The sequence below is a fragment of the Microbacterium forte genome (genome assembly GCF_031885415.1).
Taxonomy (GTDB): Bacteria; Actinomycetota; Actinomycetes; order Actinomycetales; family Microbacteriaceae; genus Microbacterium; species Microbacterium forte.
In genome coordinates, this window is record NZ_CP116871.1 from 925511 (window position 1) to 944257 (window position 18747).

Sequence of the window (18747 nt, forward strand, 5' to 3'; positions counted from 1 at the left end):
GTCGCGATAGTGTGCTCGGATGGCGAAGAACGAGACGAGGCGACGGAACATCGCGGATGCGGGGCTGAGCGTCCTGGCGACGGACGGTTCTCGCGGGCTCACGCACCGCGCCGTCGACACGGTGGCCGGCGTGCCGGTGGGCACCACCTCGAACTACTTCCGCAGTCGGGATGCGCTCATCGAGGGCCTCGTCGAGCGGATCGGCGAACGTCTCGCCCCCAGCGACGATGACCTCGCCCGCCGATCATCCGAACAGCCGAGCAGGGAGCTCTTCGCCGACTACGTCAGAGACATCGTGCGTCGTCTGACCGACGACCGCGACGTCACGCTGGCGCTGTTCGAGCTGAGGCTCGAAAGCAGCCGTCGCCCCGAGCTGGCCGCCCTCCTGGGGGCATGGCAGCGAGCGGGCTTCGATGCGGATGTCGCGTTCAGCACGGCAGCGGGGCTTCCCGGCGGCCGACGCGAGATCGCGCTGTTCCACTACGCGATCGACGGGCTTCTGCTCGATCGGCTGACGTCTCCGATCGATCCCGACACGTCGACCGACGAGATCGTGGACGACCTCGTCACCGGCCTTCTGCGCTGAATCCGGACGCCGCCGGACACTCCGGTCAGTGCCCGACGACGATGATCAGGATGCCGGCCACCACGGCCACCGCACACAGCGCGAAGCACCCGTAGGCGCCGTACAGCGCGATGCGTCGCTGCGCCTCGGTGAGAGGACTCTTCTTCGCCGCCTTGGCGGCCTGCTTCGCCGCCCGCTTGAGCTCCTTCTCAGAGATCACGGTGATGGCGTCGGTGAACTCCGCCGGACTCACGACCGGCGCGTGTCCGCTGCGGACCAGCAGACGCAGACCGAACGCGTAGAACGTCACCACGGCGCAGGCGCCGATCAGAGCGGCGAGGAACACCTGGACGAATGCGCCCCAGTCGATGCCGACACTCACTTCGACTCCTCGCTGTTCGTCTTCTCCGGGTTGTCCGTCTGCGTCACGACGCCCGTCTTCGGCGCCTTCTTCGCGGCCTTCGCCGCAGCTTTCGCCTTCGCATCCGATCTGGCCTTGGCCTTGGCCTTCTCTCGCGCCTCTGCGCGGGCCTTCGCCTCGGCCTTGGCCTCGATGATCCGCTGCTGCCTGCGCGTGGGCGGCGTCGTGTCCGGGTGCTCGATCGCGAGCCCCGACTCGGCGACGTCGCTCATCGCGTTCGCCGAGGTCACTGCATCTTTGCGTGAGCGCAGGAACAGGCCGATGATCACGGCGAGTGCGAGGACGGTGTCGATCGCGATGCCCCAGAGTCCGAGCCATGTGATCAGCAGGGCCGCGAGAGCGCCGACGGCACCTGCCGCCGGAAGTGTGAGGAGCCAGCCGATGGCGATTCGACCGGCGGTCCGCCAGCGAACCGTCGACCCCCGACGGCCGAGGCCCGAGCCGATGACCGAACCCGATGCCACCTGCGTGGTCGACAGAGCGAAGCCGAAGGCGCTGGAGGCGAGGATGGTCGCGGCTGTCGAGCTCTCCGCCGAGAAGCCCTGCGCGGGCTTGACCTCGGTCAGGCCCTTGCCGAGCGTGCGGATGATCCGCCACCCTCCGAGATACGTTCCGAGAGCGATCGTGACCGCACAGGCGATGATGACCCAGAGATACGGGTCCGCCTGCTCGCTGTTCTGCCAGCCGACCGTGATGAGCGCGAGGGTGATCACGCCCATCGTCTTCTGGGCGTCGTTCGTGCCGTGCGCGAGGGCCACCAGCGATGACGTGAAGATCTGACCCCAGCGGAAACCGTCCCGCCCGTCGGGCTTGCCGTCGTAGCGCCGGGTGATCGAGTACGCGAGCTTGGTCGCCGCGAACGCGATGATGCCGGCCGTCAGCGGGGCGATGAGTGCCGGGAGGATGATCTTCGACAGCACCATGCCGAAGTCGATGCCGCCGCCCCCGACGCCGACCAGCGTCGCTCCGATGAGACCGCCGAAGAGCGCGTGGGACGAGCTCGAGGGCAGACCCAGGAGCCAGGTCAGCATGTTCCAGGTGATGGCGCCGATGAGACCGGCGAAGATCATCGGGAGGAACACGTCGCCCTGGATGGTGTCCTCGCGGATGATCCCGTGCGACACGGTCTTGGAGACCTCGGTCGAGAGGAACGCGCCGACGAGGTTCAGCACCGCCGCGAGAAGGACCGCTGTCTTGGGCTTGAGTGCGCCCGTCGCGATGGGGGTCGCCATCGCGTTGGCCGTGTCGTGAAACCCGTTGGTGAAGTCGAAGAAGAGTGCCAGCGCGATAACCAGCACGACGATGAGGGCTGCGGTTTCCACCGTTCGCTTTCGGTCGTTGAGGAAGAAAGGAGAGGTGTCGACGGGATCGACGTGACGAACGAAGAGTTCACCGTGGGTTTTACTTCCGTTAACCGGCCCCGGTAGATCCTCCCACCCTCTCGGGTACCGGTCAACTCGACCTGGGCTAGCGTGGAACTTGTGACTGATGCCCCGATCGCAGACCGCCGCTCGACCCTCCGCACGCACCACGGCGACACATTCGATGATCCCTACGAATGGCTCCGCGAGAAGGACTCCTCCGAGGTGATCGCACATCTCGAGGCCGAGAACGCCCACACCGAGCACGAGCTCGCACACCTGGCGGATCTGCGCGACACGCTCTTCCACGAGATCAAGGGCCGCGTGCAGGAGACCGACCTCTCCGTGCCGACGCGTCGCGGGAACTGGTGGTACTACAGCCGCACCGAGGAGGGCGCGCAGTACGGCATCCACTGCCGGACCGCGGCTGCCGAGGACGACTGGACTCCCCCGGTGCTGGAACCTGGCGTTGCAGTGCCCGGCGAGGCCGTGCTGCTCGACGGCAACGTCGAAGCCGAAGGGCACGAGTTCTTCTCGCTCGGCGCGTTCGACACCTCGGACGATGCGACGAAGCTGCTCTGGGCCACGGATTTCGAGGGAGACGAGCTCTATACAGTGCATGTGCGCGACCTCATCACCGGAGAGACTCTCCCCGATGAGATCCCCGACACCGGTGGCGCGTTCTTCACACCTGACGGAACCGGGATCCTCTACACCACCCGCGATGACGCGTGGCGTCCTGACACGCTGTGGCTGCATCGCCTCGGCACCCCCGTCGCGGACGACGTGAAGCTCTTTCACGAGCCCGACGAGAAGTACTGGCTCGGAGCCGGCATCACCCGCAGCCGCAGGTACCTCGTGATCGCTGTCGGATCGAGCATCACCAGCGAGGAGTATCTCGTCGATCTCGAGGGCGATCTGACCGCCGCACCTCAGATCGTCTGGCCGCGCCGTGAGGGCGTCGAGTACTCCCTCGAGCACGCCGTGGTCGACGGCGAGGACCGCCTCTACATCCTGCACAACGACGACGCGCTGGACTTCGAGCTCGTCTCGGTGCCGGCATCCGACCCGCAGGGAGACCGTCATGTGGTCCTCGCGCATGAACCGGGACGCCGGTTGCTCGGGATGGATGCGTTCCGCGATTTCGCGACGGTGGAGTACCGCCGCGAGGGGCTCGAGCGTGTCGGGCTGCTCGACTACGCGACCGACGCGGTGAACGACATCGTCTTCGACGAGCCGCTCTATTCGGCCGGGGTCAGCGGCAACCCGGAGTGGCACTCGCCGTTCCTCCGGCTCGGCTACACGTCGTTCGTGACCCCGGGGACCGTCTACGAGCTGGACCTCGCCACGCGGGAACTACACCTGCGCAAGCAGGTCGCCGTGCTCGGCGGGTACGACCCTCTCGATTACGGGCAGAAGCGCGACTGGGCGACGGCATCGGACGGCACCCGGGTGCCCGTCTCTCTCGTCTGGAAGCGCTCGTTCGGCGAGCCGGGCTCGGAAGTGCGACCTGTGCACCTCTACGGCTACGGATCGTACGAGCACTCGATCGATCCCGGCTTCTCGGTCGCGCGGCTCTCAGAGCTCGACCGAGGAATCGTCTTCGCCGTCGCGCACGTCCGCGGCGGCGGTGAGATGGGTCGGCAATGGTACGAGGACGGCAAGCTGCTGAACAAGCGCAACACCTTCACCGACTTCGTCGCGTGCGCCGAGCACCTCATCGAGCAGGGAGTGACGTCTCCTGAGCGCCTCGTCGCCGAGGGCGGAAGCGCCGGCGGGCTCCTCATGGGAGCCGTGACGAACCTCGCCCCCGAGCTCTTCGCCGGAGTCCTGGCGGCTGTGCCGTTCGTCGACGCGCTCACGACGATCCTCGACCCCTCGCTCCCCCTGACGGTGATCGAGTGGGACGAGTGGGGCGACCCGCTGCACGGTGCCGACGTCTACGAGTACATGAAGTCGTACTCGCCGTACGAGAACGTGCGGGACGGAGTGGACTATCCGCGGATCCTGGCGGTGACCTCGCTCAACGACACCCGAGTCCTCTACGTCGAGCCCGCGAAGTGGATCGCCGCCCTGCGCGTCGCCGGAGCATCCGACGCTCTGCTCAAATGCGAGATGGTCGCCGGTCACGGCGGTGTCAGTGGTCGCTACAACTCGTGGAAGGAGCGCGCCTTCGAGCTCGCCTGGATCCTCGACACGGTGGGCCTCGCCTCGGAGTGACGCTCGACACTCGGTGATCTGAGTTCAGGGCGACCGGCTGAGATCAGGGCGCACCGCACAGCATCAGCCTGATCTCGCGCTGTTCTCCTGCTTCCGACAGCCGCACTCACTCCTGCACATTCGGCGATTGATCCGATTCGATTCACATCAGAGCTGCCGGGTCCCACCAGAGGGCGTACCGCTGCAGAGTGACTGCATGCGACTGCAGGACTGGCTTCGCGAGCGCGACGGAGCCGCACACACCGGGGAGATCTACGCGGCTGGATTCAGCAGACATGCGGTCGCCTCGGCTGTCGACTCCGGGCGGATGCTGCGGCTCCGCCGATCTTGGATCGCATCGATCGGCGCAGTGCGCGGGCATCACGCATCGCTGCGGTCGCTGACGTCCTGTCCGATTCCGGGCTCGAGACCCACTTCGTCATCCTGATGCGCTCGATCGGGGTGGTCGCCGTCCAGCAGGTGTGGGTCGACGGGCACCCGCTGGATGCCCTGATCGGTGATCGCCTCGCGGTCCAGTTGGACGGATTCGCCCATCACAGCAGCGCCCAGGATCGACGGCGCGACATCGAGGCAGACGCTCGATTGCGCTTGCGCGGTTACACCGTGCTCCGATTCGACTATCACCAGGTGCTGTTCCAACCACAACTGGTCCTGAACATGGTGCGTGCGGCGATCGCCCAGCAGTTGCATCGTCGGGGATGAACGGCGTCACCAACTGGGTTCAGGACGACCGCCTGAGATCAGGAGAGTTCAGTCGGAATCCTCCTGATTCGCGTCGGTAGCCCTGTTCTCACCTCCACACCCGTGCGGAGTGACGGGGAACAGGCGGATGCCGAAGGCACCGCCTGCTCCGGTCTCAGCCGAAGAGCGCTGCAGCCTCGTCGTAGCGGCTGCGGGGAACCGTGTTCAGCTCGCCCAGTGCCTCTGCGAACGGGACGCGGACGATGTCGGTGCCCTGCATCGCGACCATCTGGCCCCATGCCTTCTCGACGATCGCGTCGGCCGCGTGGAGTCCGAGGCGGGTCGCGAGCACACGGTCGAACGCAGACGGTGATCCGCCTCGCTGGATGTGTCCGAGGATCGTCGCTCGGGTCTCGATGCCCGTGATGCGCTCGATCGCGGGAGCGAGCTGATCGCCGATGCCGCCGAGACGAGGGCGGTTGAAGGCATCGAGGCCCTTGTCGCTGTAAGCCTCGTCCATGCCGAGCAGCTTGAACCCCTCGGAGACGACCACGAGCGGTGCACGACCACGGTCATGCGCGCTGGAGACGAGAGCGGTGATGTCATCGATGGACATCGGCACCTCGGGGATGCAGATGGCGTGCGCGCCCGCCGCCATGCCCGCGTGCAGAGCGATCCAGCCGACGTGACGACCCATGACCTCCGCGACCATGCAGCGCTGGTGCGAGTCTCCCGTGGTGCGCAGGCGGTCCATCGCGTCCGTGGCGATGTTGACGGCCGTGTCGAAACCGAATGAGTAGTCCGTGGCGCGAAGGTCGTTGTCGATCGTCTTCGGCACACCGATGACGTTGATGCCGTCCTTGGCGAGGCGGTCGGCTGCTGCGAGAGTGCCCTCGCCGCCGATCGCGATGATGCCGTCGATCTTGTGCCCGTACAGCGTCTTGGCGATGTTCTCGGCGCCACCGCGCTCACCCTCGTAGGGGTTCGTGCGACTGGTGCCCAGAATCGTGCCGCCGACCTTCGACAGACCCTTCACCTCGTGTCGGGTGAGGGGGAAGAAGTCGCCGTCGACCACGCCGCGCCAGCCGTCACGGATGCCGACGAACTCGAGGTCGTAGGTGGTGGTGCCCTTGAGCACGATGCCGCGGATGACCGCGTTGAGTCCGGGGCAGTCGCCACCGCTCGTCAGAATGCCGATCTTCATGCTTGCCTCAGACGGTTCAGGGGAAGGGGGAACAGGCGACGATGCCTGCGATCGACACTAGCGCTCCGAGCCGACCGGGCGCCATTCGAGACGATGAAAACCGGGGATCTTGCCGACGATTCGAGACGATCAGCGAGAAATGAGCGAACATGTCACCGAACACCAGAAATCGGCGTCAAGAACCGAAGTTCTTAACGCCGATCTCCGTGGAATCAAGCGTGTGTCACACGGCTCCGAGCGCCTCCCGGAGCAGATGCATGAGAGCGCCCAGCTGCACGGGCTCGGCGGCAGCCTCGTCGAGTGCCTCGCCGTCGAGCGCACGGGCCGCGAGACCCTGCTTCTGATCGATGAGCTCTGCGATCTTCGCGTCGATGGTGTGCGCCGCGATGATCCGCCAGGCGGTCACCGGCTCGTCCTGACCGATGCGGTGCACCCGGTCGATCGCCTGCGTCTGCTCGGCCGCGGTCCACGACAGCTCCGCCAAGACCACGTTCGACGCCGCCTGCAGGTTCAGACCGACACCGGCAGCGGTCAACGAGCACACCGCGATACCCACGGCGGGGTCGCTGTTGAAGTCGTCGATCGCCTGCTGACGGACGGTCGAGGTCTGGTCGCCGCGGATCGAGACCGACCGGATGCCGGCGGAGGCGAAGTGCGCCTCGGCCTGATCCATCACGTCGATGTGCTTCGCGAAGAACACGACCTTGCCCACGGAGCGCTGGAGCTGGGCCGCATAGTCGGCCGCCAGATGCGCCTTCGCCTGTCCGATGCGGCGCACCATGGTGAAGACGTTGTCCCCACCGGTGCCTGCGGCCTTCGACTCCTCGAGCTCGTTCTGAGCGACCAGGCGCACGATATCCTGGTCGATCTCGCCCGGTGCGAGTCCGCGATCCCCTCGCGCCTCGATGATCCGCCGGTAGCGGGCGGCGAGCCGCTCGCCCAGCTCGCGCTCGGCCTGACGGATGCCGCGGCCGAACTCGTCATCCAGCTGCACCGGGAGGTCCGCGATGAGCTTGTCGGGCAGATCGGCTGCGACGTCCTTCTTCTTGCGCCGGACGATCCCCATCGAGATCACCGCTTCGCGGGCCTCCGGGTAGAACGCCTTGTCGGCGGGGGTGAAGCCGGTCGCGTCGAGCTTCTCCATCAGCTCCGGGCCCGGCTTCTCGCCTGTGGTCCAGCCGAGGAAGCGCCAGATCGCGTCGAAGTCCTCGACGTCGTTGATGAGCGGTGTGCCTGTGAGCGCGAGCATCAGGGGCTTGCCACCCGGAGTGCGCTCGCGCACGCGGTTCGCCAGCGACAGCACGTTCTGCGAACGCTGCGAGCTGAGGTTCTTGATGAAGTGCGCCTCGTCGACGACCATGCCGCGAAGACCGATCGAGGCGAGCCACGACATGTGACGGTCGAGGATCTCGTAGTTCACGATGAACACGTCGGCGAACGCGTCGATGTCGGTGCCGTCGCCCTGGATCACGGTCGCCCTGCGCTGCGGGGTCCACCGCTCGACCTCTCGCGCCCAGTTCATTTTGACGACGTTGGGCACGACGACGAGCAGCGGGTAGGCACCGGCGACGGATGCGGCCAGCACCGACTGCGCGGTCTTGCCGAGGCCCGGTTCGTCAGCGAGCAGGAAGCTCCTGTGTCCTTCGCGCACCGCTTCGAGGAAGCGCGACTGATGCACCATGACCTCGAGGCCCTTGGGAGAGAGGTGGTCGTACTCGGGGGCCGGCGGCAGGTCCATGCTCGCGGCTCCTCCCCCGGCTCCGGTCTCGAACGCCTTGTACAGGGGGCCCATGAGCTCCCAGCCGTCCAGGCGTCGACGCGGAGTCGTGGCGGCGCGCGGGGTGAGATCGGGGGCGAGGAACGGGTTCGCCAGCTGGCGCGCCTCGACGGAGGGCGGTGTGACCTGGCGCTCGGGGATCCCCGCGGACACCATCGGCGTCTGCACGGGAGCGACGTCGGCGATGATGAGCTCTTCGGGAGCGAGTTCCGCTCCCGACTCGAGCAGCCAGTCGCGTCGCATGCGCTTCGCAACAGGCGAGGTCGCCTGATCGGCCTCGAGAAGCTGGATCAGCGAAGTGTCGCGCGCTGCGGTCTTCGCAAGGATCGTCGCCACGCCGTCAAGCCGCTTGAGCAGCTCGGCGCGGGCGGCATCCGCGATCTCAGGATCGGCCTTGACTCGTGCGCGCTCTTCACGCACCAGGAACGCGATGACCTGGAACTTGACCCGGTTCGTGGGTCCGAGCTTTCCCCGCTGCGACTTCGCCTCGATCTCACGCACCTTGCGGGCGAGGATCGGGATGAGGGGTGCCTCATCGTCGCGACGAGACGTCTTCTTGCGCCGTGTTGCGGCGGTTGCCGTGGTCGGCATGCTCCTCCTGAGCGTGAAGGCCGGAGCATCCGTGGGATGCGTCGGCCGTTCTCGGTGTCCGCGTGTGGCGTGAGCCAGGACCGTACGAACAGTATTTCCGGTGATCGTCTACGAGCGAATGACGCGCGAGGATCAAGGACCACCGAGGCCCATTCTATGCCATGCGACCTGAGCGACGCAGATCAGGACACGCAGAGTTCGACCGGAGTTCAGCTGGAGCTGCGCGACAGCACGCTCTCGGCATCCGTCACGTCGGCGGCCATCTGCGCCTTCAGCTTCTCGATCCCCTCGAACGCGACCATGCCGCGCAGACGCTCGACGAACTCGACGGTCACGTCGTGACCGTACAGATCGAGATCGGTCTCGCCGATCACGTGCGCCTCGACCTGCCGCTCGAGAACGTCGTCGAAAGTGGGGTTGGTGCCCACCGAGATGGCTGCCCGATGCCTGAACCCCGTCTCGTGATCGACGAGCCATCCGGCGTACACCCCGTCGGCGGGGACGAACGAATCGACCGACGCCGAGAGATTCGCGGTGGGAAAACCGAGTTCGCGTCCGCGTTTGAGTCCGTGCACCACCTCGCCGCGCACGTCGACGTTGCGGTCGAGCACGCGGGCGGCCGCGGTGACATCGCCGGCCATCAGCAGTTCACGGATCCACGTGGACGAGACCCGACGGTCGGATCCGTCGAGGAACACGTCGTCGACGACCTCGACCGTGAATCCGTACCTCGGCCCGAGTTCTCTGAGGAGCTCGGGGTCTCCTGCCCCGCCCCGACCGAACCGGAAGTCCCTGCCGACGAGGACGGTGGACACATGCAGTGCACCGGTCAGGATGCTGGCCACGAAGTCTTCGGCGCTGCGCGCCGCGAGTTCTTCGTCGAACGTCAGAAGCAGTGTGGCGTCGAGCCCGAGTTCTCCCAGCAACTCCAGCTTGCGCTCGACCGTGACCACGTTCTCGGGGCAGCGATCCGGTCGAAGCACCGCGAGTGGGTTGCGGTCGAAGGTGACGGCGACGGCGCGGACTCCCGACTGCGCCGCGATCTCCTTCAGACGCCGGATCACCGCGCGGTGACCGGCGTGCACGCCGTCGAACTTTCCGATGGCCACGGCGGAGGGGCCGAAGCCGTCCGGCACTTCGCTCGGGTCACGGAAGACGATCATGCGCTGGCCTCGGCGTGGAGAACAGATCGAGTCTCTCGCGTCGGGCTGTGGGTGCGCAGCCACCAGATGCCGAAGATCGGCAGCACCAGCGGGATGAACAGGTACCCTCGCCCGAACATCGACCAGACCGTGTCGTGCGGGAACAGCTCGGGGAAGAAGATGCTCAGAGCGCCGACCACGAGGACTCCGGCGAGCTCGAAGACGATCGCCACCCACGCCACCGCGTACCAGCCGCGTCGGCTCGCGAGAACGAGCGCCAGCGTGGCGAGGATGTACACGACAGCCGCGAGGGCTGAGAGGGAGTAGGCGAGAGGCGCCTCGTCGAACTGTCGGAAGATCTGCACGAAGCTTCGGCCGGTGGCCGCCAGCGCCATCACGGCATAGACGATCACGAGGACACGGCCGATGCCGGTCATGCGGGAGGTGGGAACGGTGGTGCTCATAGCGTCCTCCATTCTAGATCCGGGCGGGAAGAGGCGGATGCGCTCCCGACCGGCTCAGGCCACCTGAACGGTCCAGATGACGTGCATGCGCCACACCATGATCGCCACGGCGAGAGCGGCCACACCGAGGATCACTGTGCTCCAGCGACTCCTCTCCATCAGCGCCCACAGCACCGCGCCGATGGGCAGCAGCACAGCGGAGACGAGATAGACCCAGTACTCGAGCAGGTCGCCCGTCGGAGGGTTTCCGGTCAGGGGTGCCGCGATTGCGGCCACGACCTGGACGACGAGGAGCAGCTCGACCAGGGCGAGCGCGCCGACGGTGTAGTCGCTCGGACGCCGGCCGGCCAGACCGAGGGCGACGCAGAACAGCCCCGCCGCGGTCGCGACCGCCACCTGAGCGATGGTCAACCAGAGGATCATCTGGGTGCCTCCGGCATGTTCATGGCGCTCTTGAGGTCAGCACCGCGTCTCTCGACGACGCCGACGAGGACGCCCTCCTCGTCGATCGCGGCCGCCAGAGAGCCGGTCAGTCGATCGGCCTGTCCCATGAGCCTCTTGCCGTGACGAAGATCTCTCGCTTCCTCGGCCGACACCGACAGCGAGTCGAGGACCCTGGCGGCCGCGGCGGCCGGGGTGAGCAGCGCCGTCTCCACCACATCGTCGACCGCCACGGCATCCGCGACGTCGAAGTCCCCCACGCGTGAGCGCCGCAGCGCCGTCAGGTGCCCGCCGACTCCGAGCGCTGTGCCCAGGTCTCGAGCGAGCGAGCGGATGTAGGTGCCGGAGGAGCAGTCGACGACGACATCGAGATCCAGGAATCCGTCGCCGGAGCGCTCGGCGATGAGATCGAAGCGCGAGACCGTGACGTCGCGGGCGGCCAGCACGACCTCCTCCCCCGCGCGCACGCGGTCGTATGCGCGGCGTCCATCGACCTTGATCGCCGACACCGAGCTCGGCACCTGGGAGATCGCACCGGTGAGCTCCCTGATCCCGGCGGACACTCGCTCGGGGGTCACCGACTCCCATGACTCGGCAGAGGCCCGCGTCAGGATCTCACCGTCGGCGTCGTCCGTGCCGGTCGTCTGCCCGAGTCGGATCGTGGCCTCGTAGGTCTTGTCGGCTCCCACGATGTACGTGAGCAGTCGCGTCGCGCCTTCGACCCCGATCACGAGCAGACCGGTGGCCATGGGGTCGAGGGTTCCCGCATGCCCGACCTTGCGGGTGCCGAGCGCACGCCTGGTGCGTGCGACGACGTCGTGGCTGGTCAGTCCAGCTGGTTTGTCGACGAGAAGGATGCCGGGCGAGACCATCTCTCAAGCCTACGATGCGTCTGAACGCTCCACCGCACGTCCCGCCTCGCTCGCGCCACGACCGGCCCTCGGCTCCCATCCCGGTTCGCCTAGGCTGTCGAGGTGCCCTCGACATCGCTTCCCGCCTCCGCGGTGTCTCTGCCTCTTGCGGACTGGTATCGGGGCGCAGCACGAGATCTGCCGTGGAGGCGCCCTCGATTCCGTGAGGACTTCGGCGCCTGGGGAACGCTGGTCAGCGAGTTCATGCTGCAGCAGACACCGGTCAACCGGGTGATACCGCACCTCGAGGCGTGGCTCGACAGGTGGCCCACCCCCGCGGCGATGGCTGCCGCCTCGACCTCCGATGTGCTCCAGCAGTGGGCCAATCTCGGCTATCCCCGCCGCGCCCTGTGGCTGCACCGCGCTGCCGTCGAGATCACGGAGCGACACGGAGGCGTCGTGCCCAATGACGTGGATGCGCTGCTGAAGCTCTCGGGAATCGGCGACTACACGGCCAGAGCTGTGGCCGTCTTCGCATACGGCGACCGACACCCCGTCGTCGACACCAACACTCGTCGCGTGATGGCACGCGCGATCCTCGGCCAGGCGCAGCCGGGCCCGCCCTCGCGCCGTGATCTCGAGCTCATGGATTCGCTGCTCCCCGCGGATGTCGTCGAATCCGCCGTGTTCAACGCCGCGGCGATGGAGCTGGGCGCCACCGTCTGCACGGCGCGGTCGCCGCGCTGCGAGATCTGTCCCTTGGTCGGCGTGTGCGCGTGGGTGGCTGCAGGGCGGCCGGACACCGGTGACACCCGGAGGCGCCAAGCGACCTTCGAGGGCTCTGACCGTCAGGCGAGAGGCGCCGTGCTGCGGATCCTGCGAGCCGCTGCACCTGACGCGGTCCTGATCGACTCCGTGCTCGCCGAGTGGCCGGATCCTCTTCAGCGCGACCGTGCGATCGACTCCCTCATCGCCGACGGCCTCGCCGAGGCCGATGGCGAGATGCTGTCGCTCCCCCGCTGACTCCGACGGTCAGACGAACTGCCCTATCCGATGGGCGAGCACCGTCAGCTCGACGCGGGTCCTGACCTCGAGCTTCGCGAAGACCCTGCCCAGATGAACCTCGACCGTGCGCACCGACACGTGGAGCGAGTCGGCGATGTCGCGGTTCGGGGCACCACCGACCACCAGCATCGCGACCTCCAGCTCTCGAGCGGTGAGCATCGATGCCCAGACTCGGCGGCACGATGAGAGCGGATCTCCGGTCGCTGCGCCGTCGGTGACCTCCACCCGCTCCAAGCGTACGGCGACCGCCCTCGCCCAGGCGGTCGCGCCGGAGACCTCGAGGAGGTTCCGCGCCATCGCCAGGTGCTCTCTGCCGATGGCGATGTCACCCTTGATCAGCGATCTGGTGCCGATCATCGCCTCGACTCGCCCGCGCGAGAACGGCGAGGTCAGAGTGCGTGCCGCTGCGACGACGAGCGGACGCTCGACACGCCATTCGTCATCCGAACAGCTGGTGATCTGCACCCGCAGTCGCTGGGCGAGACCGATCTCGGGCGGCTCGATCCGATGCGGACGCCACGATGCACCATGCGTGACGACGATCGCCTCCTCGAGTCCGGGAACAGACAGCGTCGGCTGCGGAGCGCCGCGGTCGCGCCAGAGCCGCATGCATGCCGCAGCCTCGGCCGAGTTGCCCGCCAGGAACGCCTCGATGCCTCGATCCACGAGCTGATCGATGCGCGGAGGCGCGGGAAGTGCGGCAGTGAGAGCCTTGGCGAACGGCCCGAGGTGACCGAGAACCGCCAGGTCGAGCCGTCGAGCGACGACGACGCCGAGTCCGGCGAACGGCACAGCGACGGGCAGCTCGAGCGCGGCATGCAGCATCCGGTCGCGCGCAGCGCCGATGTCTCCCCGCCACATCAGGAGCAGGACTTCGACGACCGCTCGATACGCCGCGACCAGTGGACTGAGCTCGAAGCCCGCGACGAACGGGTCGACCTCGACCCCGACCGCCGAATCACCCGCGGCGAGCAGGCTGAGGCCCCTGTCGACGTCTCCGTCGACTGCCGCTCGCAGGGCGCGGAACAAGCTTCCGGTGAGCGGGCCTGCGCCGCTCACGTCGTCTCCGTCGTCGTCGCCGATCACCAGCCATGCGAGCGCGACGACCGGGTCGCGGAGTTCTCGATCGGCCCCGACGCGCGCGCTCGCCTTTCTGAGAGCCTCGAGCCACGGACGCATCCCCCGGCGGTCGCCCCGTTCGGCGCACAGCATCGCCGCGAACGCCGATGCCCGGGCCCACGAATACCACTGGTCGGCGTCATCGACGCGCGGCTGGATGACGCTCGTGTCGACCTCAGGCACGGCCCCACGGAGATGCGCCTCGGCGACGAGCAACCCGCCGAGACCCTGCAGACGATAGAGCTCGTCACCGCCGGGAAACAGACTCCCCAGTCGTCTCGCCGCGTCGACCGCGTAGCCCGCGGCGATGGCCGCGACACCGGCGACGAGAGTGGCCTCATCCCGCTCGACCCCGCTCGAGTGCGCGGCTGCTTCTGCCGCGAGGTGGAAGGCCCGCTCGCTCAGTCCCGCCTCCGAATGCTCCCTGGCGATGCGCGTCAGCTCCCCCGCGGTCGCCGGTTCGCCGTGCATCGCCGCTCGAGCGCCGTGCCAGTCGGCGTCGACCCGCTCGCCGCGCGCGTCGAAGAGTCGGTGCAGTCTCGAGTGCACCGCGGCGGCCGACGAAGACGCCGTCGTCGCACGCAACCAGATCGCCAACCGGGGGTCGGCGAGACGGACTCGGCCCGCGTGGATCTCGAGAAGCGCTCCGAGCGGACCGTCGACGAGTTCTGCGGCGGACCGTCCCGCGAAATCCACCAGCGGGTCGAGCCTGTCGTCGAGCCGCAGAGACACGGCGACGAGGATCTCACGGTCGCGGTCGTCGAGCTCCAGCTGAGCGAACAGCGCCTCGACGGACGGCACCATCGGCAATGGCGACGGCAGCGCCCTGAGACCGTGCCGCTGAGCAGCGTCGAGTCGTGCCGCGACCGCCAGGATCGTCTGCGAATCCTCCGACAGCTCGAACGCGAGTCGCGCCGCGACATGCGGCGCGCAGCTCAGATCATGCTCGAGAAGGTCGTCGAGGATCGCCTCGACGACCGCGGGTGCGACCGAGGCCGCCCCGTGCGCGCGCGAAAAAAACGATGCCGAACCCCCCAGTCCCCGCGGGCGATCACCCGTTGAGCTGAGGTTATCAAGACACTCCGACGCCCCGAAGAGGGCGCCGATATTCAGGACTTCGTGTCGTCGTCTTCGTCGCGGAGGTACGGATCCGCGTCGCCCGCGTGCGACGCGGACGATGCGAGCTTCGCCACTTCGGCGTCGCGCTGCTGCGCTTCACGGAGGAGAGCCGAGATGTGATCGGCGTTCTCCGGCAGGGCATCGGGGATGAACTCGAGCGTCGGCACGAGGCGCGTGCTGAGCTGCTTGCCGACCTCGCTGCGCAGCATGCCAGTGGCGGAGGTCAGCGCCTCCCCGCTGGAGAGGCGCTCCTCTTCGGTACCGAGCACCGTGTAGAACACCGAGGCGTGCTGCAGGTCACCCGTGACACGGACATCCGTGATCGTGACGAAGCCGAGGCGCGGGTCTCGCAACCCCTTCTCGAGGCGCTCCGCAAGGATCACTCGAATCCGATCAGCCAGACGGGCCTGTCGTTCACCAGCCATTGTTCTCTCCCTCTACGTACTCTTCGGGCGAGGATGCATCACGCACCCTCGCCCGAAGATATCGAACTCGATCAGCCGCGAGGCTTCTCGATCAGTTCCGTCGTCTCGATCTCGTCACCGATCTGGATGTCGTTGAACTTGCCGAGGCCGATACCGGCCTCGTAGTCCGTACGCACCTCGGTGACGTCGTCCTTGAAGCGACGCAGCGACTCGATGGCCAGGCCATCTGCGATGACCACACCGTCGCGGATGACGCGAGCCTTGGCGTTTCGCGTGATCGTTCCCGATCGCACGATGACACCGGCGATGTTGCCGAACTTCGAGGAGCGGAACACCTCGCGGATCTCGGCGACGCCCGACTGGACCTCTTCGTACTCCGGCTTGAGCATGCCCTTGAGCGAGCTCTCGACCTCGTCGATCGCGTTGTAGATCACCGAGTAGAACCGGATGTCCACACCTTCACGCTGAGCGCGCTCGCGCGCCTTCGTGTCGGGGCGGACGTTGAAGCCCACGATGATCGCGTTGTCGATCGTCGCGAGGTTGACGTCGGACTCCGTGATCGCACCGACACCGCGGTGGATGATGCGGAGCTGCACCGAATCGTCGACCTCGATCTTGAGCAGCGACTCCTCGAGTGCCTCGACGGCACCGGAGACGTCACCCTTGATGATGAGGTTGAGCGACTCGACCTTGCCCTCTTCGAGAGCACGGGTGAAGTCCTCGAGCGAGATGCGCTTGCGGGCCTTGGCCAGCTGGGCGTTGCGCTCGACTGCTTCACGCTTCTCAGCGATCTGACGGGCCATGCGGTCTTCTTCGGTGACGATGAAGACATCGCCTGCACGCGGCACCGAGTTCAGACCCTGCACCTGCACCGGACGCGACGGGTAGGCCTCGAGGACCTGCTCGCCGTTCTCGTCTGCCATCGCACGCACACGGCCGTAGGCCGTTCCTGCGACGATCGCGTCACCGATCCGAAGTGTTCCGGACTGGATCAGCACCGTGGCGATGGATCCGCGGCCCTTGTCGAGCTTCGCCTCGATGGCGACACCGCGAGCGGCCTTGTTCGGGTTGGCCGTGAGGTCGAGACCCGCGTCGGCGGTGAGCAGCACAGCGTCCAGGAGTTCCTGGATTCCGGTGTTCGCCCGAGCCGAGACGTCGACGAACATGACGTCTCCGCCATACTCCTCTGCGACCAGACCGTACTCGGTGAGCTGCTGACGGACCTTGGCCGGGTTGGCGTCGGGCTTGTCTACCTTGTTCACCGCGACCACGATCGGCACGTTCGCCGCCTGGGCGTGGTTCAGCGCCTCGACCGTCTGGGGCATGATGCCGTCGTCGGCTGCGACCACGAGGATCGCGAGGTCGGTGACCTGCGCTCCACGAGCACGCATGGCGGTGAACGCCTCGTGACCCGGGGTGTCGATGAAGGTGATGGCACGCTCGATGCCCTCGTGCTCCGTCCACACCTGGTACGCACCGATGTGCTGGGTGATGCCGCCGGCTTCACCCTCGATGACGTTGGTCTGGCGGATCGCGTCGAGCAGGCGGGTCTTACCGTGATCGACGTGACCCATGACGGTGACGACGGGAGGACGGATCTCGAGGTCGTCCTCGCTCTCCGCCTCCAGCTCGGCCTCGAGGTCGAGACCGAAGCCCTCGAGGAGCTCCTTGTCCTCGTCCTCAGGCGAGACCATCTGGATCTTGTATCCGAGCTCCTCGCCGAGCACCTCGAACGTCGCCTCATCCAGCGACTCGGTGGCCGTGGCCATCTCGCCGAGGTTGAAGAGGATCGTCACGAGGGTTCCGGGCTGAACCGTGTAGCCGGTCAGCGTCTCGATCTTGTCGGCGAAGTCCGCGATCGACGCACCACGGCGCATGCGGATGATCTCCCCGTTGCCGCGGGTGACGTTGACGCCACCGACGACCGGGGCGCTCCGCATCTCGAACTCCTGCCGCTTCGCCCGCCGCGACTTGCGCTGCTTGCTCTTGCCGCCGCCCTTGCCGAAGGCACCTGCGGTACCTCCACCAGGACCACGGCCGCGACCGCCGCCACCACCGGGGCGACCTGCGAAGCCACCGCCGGGACGAGCACCGGGACCGGCACCGGGTCCACCGGCACCGCCGGGACGACCGGGGCCGCCGGGACGCTGCTGGAACGGTGCACCACCGGGACGACCACCCTGACCGCCGCGCGGAGCGCCGGGACGGGGAGAACCGGGACGAGGCGCACCGGGACGCGGGGCACCGGGGCGCGGAGCCTGCGGACGCGGGATGTTGCCGGGAGTCGGGCTCGGCCGCTGGCCCATTCCCTGCGCCGAGGCGAAGGGGTTGTTGCCGGGACGAGGACCTGCCGGACGCTGGCCCATGCCCTGCGCCGACGAGAACGGGTTGTTGCCCGGACGCGGTGCGCCGGGCTTCGGTGCGCCGCCGTCGTTCGACTTGGGCGCAGCGGATCCGGACGTACCCTCGGCCGAAGCAGCAGGCTCGGCCGGAGCCTCTGCGGCCGGGGCGGGAGCCTCAGGAGCCGGAGCGGCAACGGGCTCTTCCGGCGCGGGGGCCGGCTTGGGTCCGGGCTTGGGCCCGGGAGTCGGTCCACCCGTCTTGGCGGCACCGGGCTTCGCGGCACCGGGCGTTGCAGCACCGGACGTTGCAGCACCGGGCGTCGCCGCACCGGTCTTGGCCGCACCGGGCTTGGCGGCACCGGGCTTGGCCGCAGCGGGAGCCGTGTCAGCGGATGCCTTCAGCGAGGCGTCCGACTCGATGGCAGCGCGAAGCTTGCGCGCCACCGGCGGTTCGATGGTCGAAGAGGGGCTCTTGACGAACTCTCCGAGTTCCTTGAGCTTTGCAAGTGCGATCTTGCTGTCGACGCCGAGTTCGGCGGCGATCTCGTGTACGCGTGGTTTACCAGCCACAATTCTCCTGTCTGGGGTCGGTCCACCCAGACAGGGCAGACCACTAGTCGCGGACGGGTCTCATTTCGAGCCGTTCACTTTGTTTCCATAGCCGTTCAGCCTTTGTTTCTTGGTGGGTATTGTTCGATGATCCGCGTATCCAGATTGCCGGATGCGCGAAGTGCTCGGCCGAAAGCTCGGCGCCGCAGAGCGGCATCCATGCATTCCGGTGTCGGATGCACCCACGCGCCTCGCCCTGGCAGGACGCTTCGCTCATCGATGATGAGGATGTCGTCTTGGGACACCACTCTGAGAAGAGCGGCGCGGGGAGCACGCGTGCGACAGCCGACGCACGTTCGTACGGGTTCCATCTTACACCTGTGTTCCCGTCCGACTCGCGCGACGGGCGC

16 protein-coding genes are annotated in these 18747 nt (G+C 67.4%); 4 read left to right on the forward strand and 12 right to left on the reverse strand.

Annotated elements, in window-relative coordinates; genetic code table 11:
* Window positions 1-19: 19 nt before the first annotated feature.
* Window positions 20-586: a TetR/AcrR family transcriptional regulator gene (locus OB895_RS04675; protein ID WP_311879312.1), complete on the forward strand. Its 567-nt coding sequence runs from the start codon at window positions 20-22 to the stop codon at window positions 584-586.
* A gap of 25 nt (window positions 587-611) precedes the next feature.
* Here the strand turns inward: OB895_RS04675 and OB895_RS04680 are convergent, their stop codons facing one another.
* Entirely contained in the window at window positions 612-947 is a 336-nt protein-coding gene (locus OB895_RS04680) for a peptidase (RefSeq protein ID WP_042541812.1), read from the reverse strand.
* On the reverse strand, window positions 944-2308 hold the full coding sequence (locus tag OB895_RS04685; RefSeq protein WP_311879314.1) for an inorganic phosphate transporter: 1365 nt from the start codon (window positions 2306-2308) through the stop codon (window positions 944-946). The genes OB895_RS04680 and OB895_RS04685 overlap by 4 nt, the downstream gene beginning before the upstream one ends.
* Window positions 2309-2467: 159 nt before the next feature.
* Between OB895_RS04685 and OB895_RS04690 the strand changes: the two genes are divergently transcribed.
* Entirely contained in the window at window positions 2468-4567 is a 2100-nt protein-coding gene (locus tag OB895_RS04690; protein ID WP_079112661.1) for a S9 family peptidase, read from the forward strand.
* Between the two features lie 426 nt (window positions 4568-4993).
* Complete coding sequence (locus OB895_RS04695) at window positions 4994-5269, forward strand: endonuclease domain-containing protein (RefSeq protein ID WP_228385701.1); 276 nt, start codon at window positions 4994-4996, stop codon at window positions 5267-5269.
* Window positions 5270-5423: 154 nt separating this feature from the next.
* Here the strand turns inward: OB895_RS04695 and OB895_RS04700 are convergent, their stop codons facing one another.
* The 6 genes from OB895_RS04700 to truB all read right to left on the reverse strand — a co-directional run bounded on the left by OB895_RS04700 (window position 5424) and on the right by truB (window position 11739).
* Window positions 5424-6452 (reverse strand): ATP-dependent 6-phosphofructokinase, encoded by a 1029-nt coding sequence (locus OB895_RS04700; protein WP_042541814.1) that lies wholly within the window; start codon window positions 6450-6452, stop codon window positions 5424-5426.
* Window positions 6453-6675: 223 nt separating this feature from the next.
* Window positions 6676-8820 (reverse strand): DEAD/DEAH box helicase, encoded by a 2145-nt coding sequence (locus OB895_RS04705; protein WP_042541815.1) that lies wholly within the window; start codon window positions 8818-8820, stop codon window positions 6676-6678.
* 209 nt (window positions 8821-9029) lie between these two features.
* Entirely contained in the window at window positions 9030-9983 is a 954-nt protein-coding gene (locus OB895_RS04710) for a bifunctional riboflavin kinase/FAD synthetase (RefSeq protein WP_042541816.1), read from the reverse strand.
* Entirely contained in the window at window positions 9980-10426 is a 447-nt protein-coding gene (locus OB895_RS04715) for a hypothetical protein (RefSeq protein ID WP_228385689.1), read from the reverse strand. The genes OB895_RS04710 and OB895_RS04715 overlap by 4 nt, the downstream gene beginning before the upstream one ends.
* Window positions 10427-10480: 54 nt before the next feature.
* Entirely contained in the window at window positions 10481-10849 is a 369-nt protein-coding gene (locus OB895_RS04720) for a hypothetical protein (RefSeq protein ID WP_056376593.1), read from the reverse strand.
* Window positions 10846-11739, reverse strand: coding sequence for a tRNA pseudouridine(55) synthase TruB (truB, locus tag OB895_RS04725; RefSeq protein WP_079112658.1), 894 nt, complete (start codon window positions 11737-11739; stop codon window positions 10846-10848). Before truB ends, OB895_RS04720 begins: the two co-directional genes overlap by 4 nt.
* A 102-nt stretch (window positions 11740-11841) precedes the next feature.
* On the opposite strand from truB, the gene OB895_RS04730 reads away from it, so the two are divergent.
* Entirely contained in the window at window positions 11842-12741 is a 900-nt protein-coding gene (locus OB895_RS04730) for an iron-sulfur binding domain-containing protein (protein WP_269466657.1), read from the forward strand.
* A gap of 9 nt (window positions 12742-12750) precedes the next feature.
* Here OB895_RS04730 and OB895_RS04735 read toward each other — a convergent pair whose 3' ends face one another.
* The 4 genes from OB895_RS04735 to OB895_RS04750 form a co-directional block, all read right to left on the reverse strand.
* Window positions 12751-14706 carry a helix-turn-helix domain-containing protein gene (locus OB895_RS04735; protein ID WP_079112656.1) on the reverse strand — a complete coding sequence of 652 codons (1956 nt, stop codon included), beginning with the start codon at window positions 14704-14706 and terminating at the stop codon, window positions 12751-12753.
* Window positions 14707-15011: 305 nt separating this feature from the next.
* The gene (gene rbfA / locus OB895_RS04740; RefSeq protein WP_042541822.1) at window positions 15012-15446 is read right to left on the reverse strand and encodes a 30S ribosome-binding factor RbfA; all 435 of its coding nucleotides are present in this window, start codon (window positions 15444-15446) and stop codon (window positions 15012-15014) included.
* A gap of 71 nt (window positions 15447-15517) precedes the next feature.
* On the reverse strand, window positions 15518-18358 hold the full coding sequence (gene infB / locus OB895_RS04745) for a translation initiation factor IF-2 (protein ID WP_042541823.1): 2841 nt from the start codon (window positions 18356-18358) through the stop codon (window positions 15518-15520).
* 95 nt (window positions 18359-18453) lie between these two features.
* On the reverse strand, window positions 18454-18708 hold the full coding sequence (locus tag OB895_RS04750) for a YlxR family protein (protein ID WP_079112655.1): 255 nt from the start codon (window positions 18706-18708) through the stop codon (window positions 18454-18456).
* Window positions 18709-18747 lie beyond the last annotated feature (39 nt).

What these genes read in the sequence shown, in the direction of transcription:
- OB895_RS04675 (WP_311879312.1), top strand. Translation starts at nt 20, where the DNA reads ATGGCGAAGAACGAGACGAGGCGACGGAACATCGCGGATGCGGGGCTG.
- OB895_RS04695 (WP_228385701.1), top strand. Translation starts at nt 4,994, where the DNA reads ATGCGCTCGATCGGGGTGGTCGCCGTCCAGCAGGTGTGGGTCGACGGG.
- OB895_RS04700 (WP_042541814.1), bottom strand. Translation starts at nt 6,452, where the DNA reads ATGAAGATCGGCATTCTGACGAGCGGTGGCGACTGCCCCGGACTCAAC.
- OB895_RS04705 (WP_042541815.1), bottom strand. Translation starts at nt 8,820, where the DNA reads ATGCCGACCACGGCAACCGCCGCAACACGGCGCAAGAAGACGTCTCGT.
- OB895_RS04710 (WP_042541816.1), bottom strand. Translation starts at nt 9,983, where the DNA reads ATGATCGTCTTCCGTGACCCGAGCGAAGTGCCGGACGGCTTCGGCCCC.
- OB895_RS04715 (WP_228385689.1), bottom strand. Translation starts at nt 10,426, where the DNA reads ATGAGCACCACCGTTCCCACCTCCCGCATGACCGGCATCGGCCGTGTC.
- OB895_RS04720 (WP_056376593.1), bottom strand. Translation starts at nt 10,849, where the DNA reads ATGATCCTCTGGTTGACCATCGCTCAGGTGGCGGTCGCGACCGCGGCG.
- truB (WP_079112658.1), bottom strand. Translation starts at nt 11,739, where the DNA reads ATGGTCTCGCCCGGCATCCTTCTCGTCGACAAACCAGCTGGACTGACC.
- OB895_RS04735 (WP_079112656.1), bottom strand. Translation starts at nt 14,706, where the DNA reads ATGGTGCCGTCCGTCGAGGCGCTGTTCGCTCAGCTGGAGCTCGACGAC.
- rbfA (WP_042541822.1), bottom strand. Translation starts at nt 15,446, where the DNA reads ATGGCTGGTGAACGACAGGCCCGTCTGGCTGATCGGATTCGAGTGATC.
- OB895_RS04750 (WP_079112655.1), bottom strand. Translation starts at nt 18,708, where the DNA reads ATGGAACCCGTACGAACGTGCGTCGGCTGTCGCACGCGTGCTCCCCGC.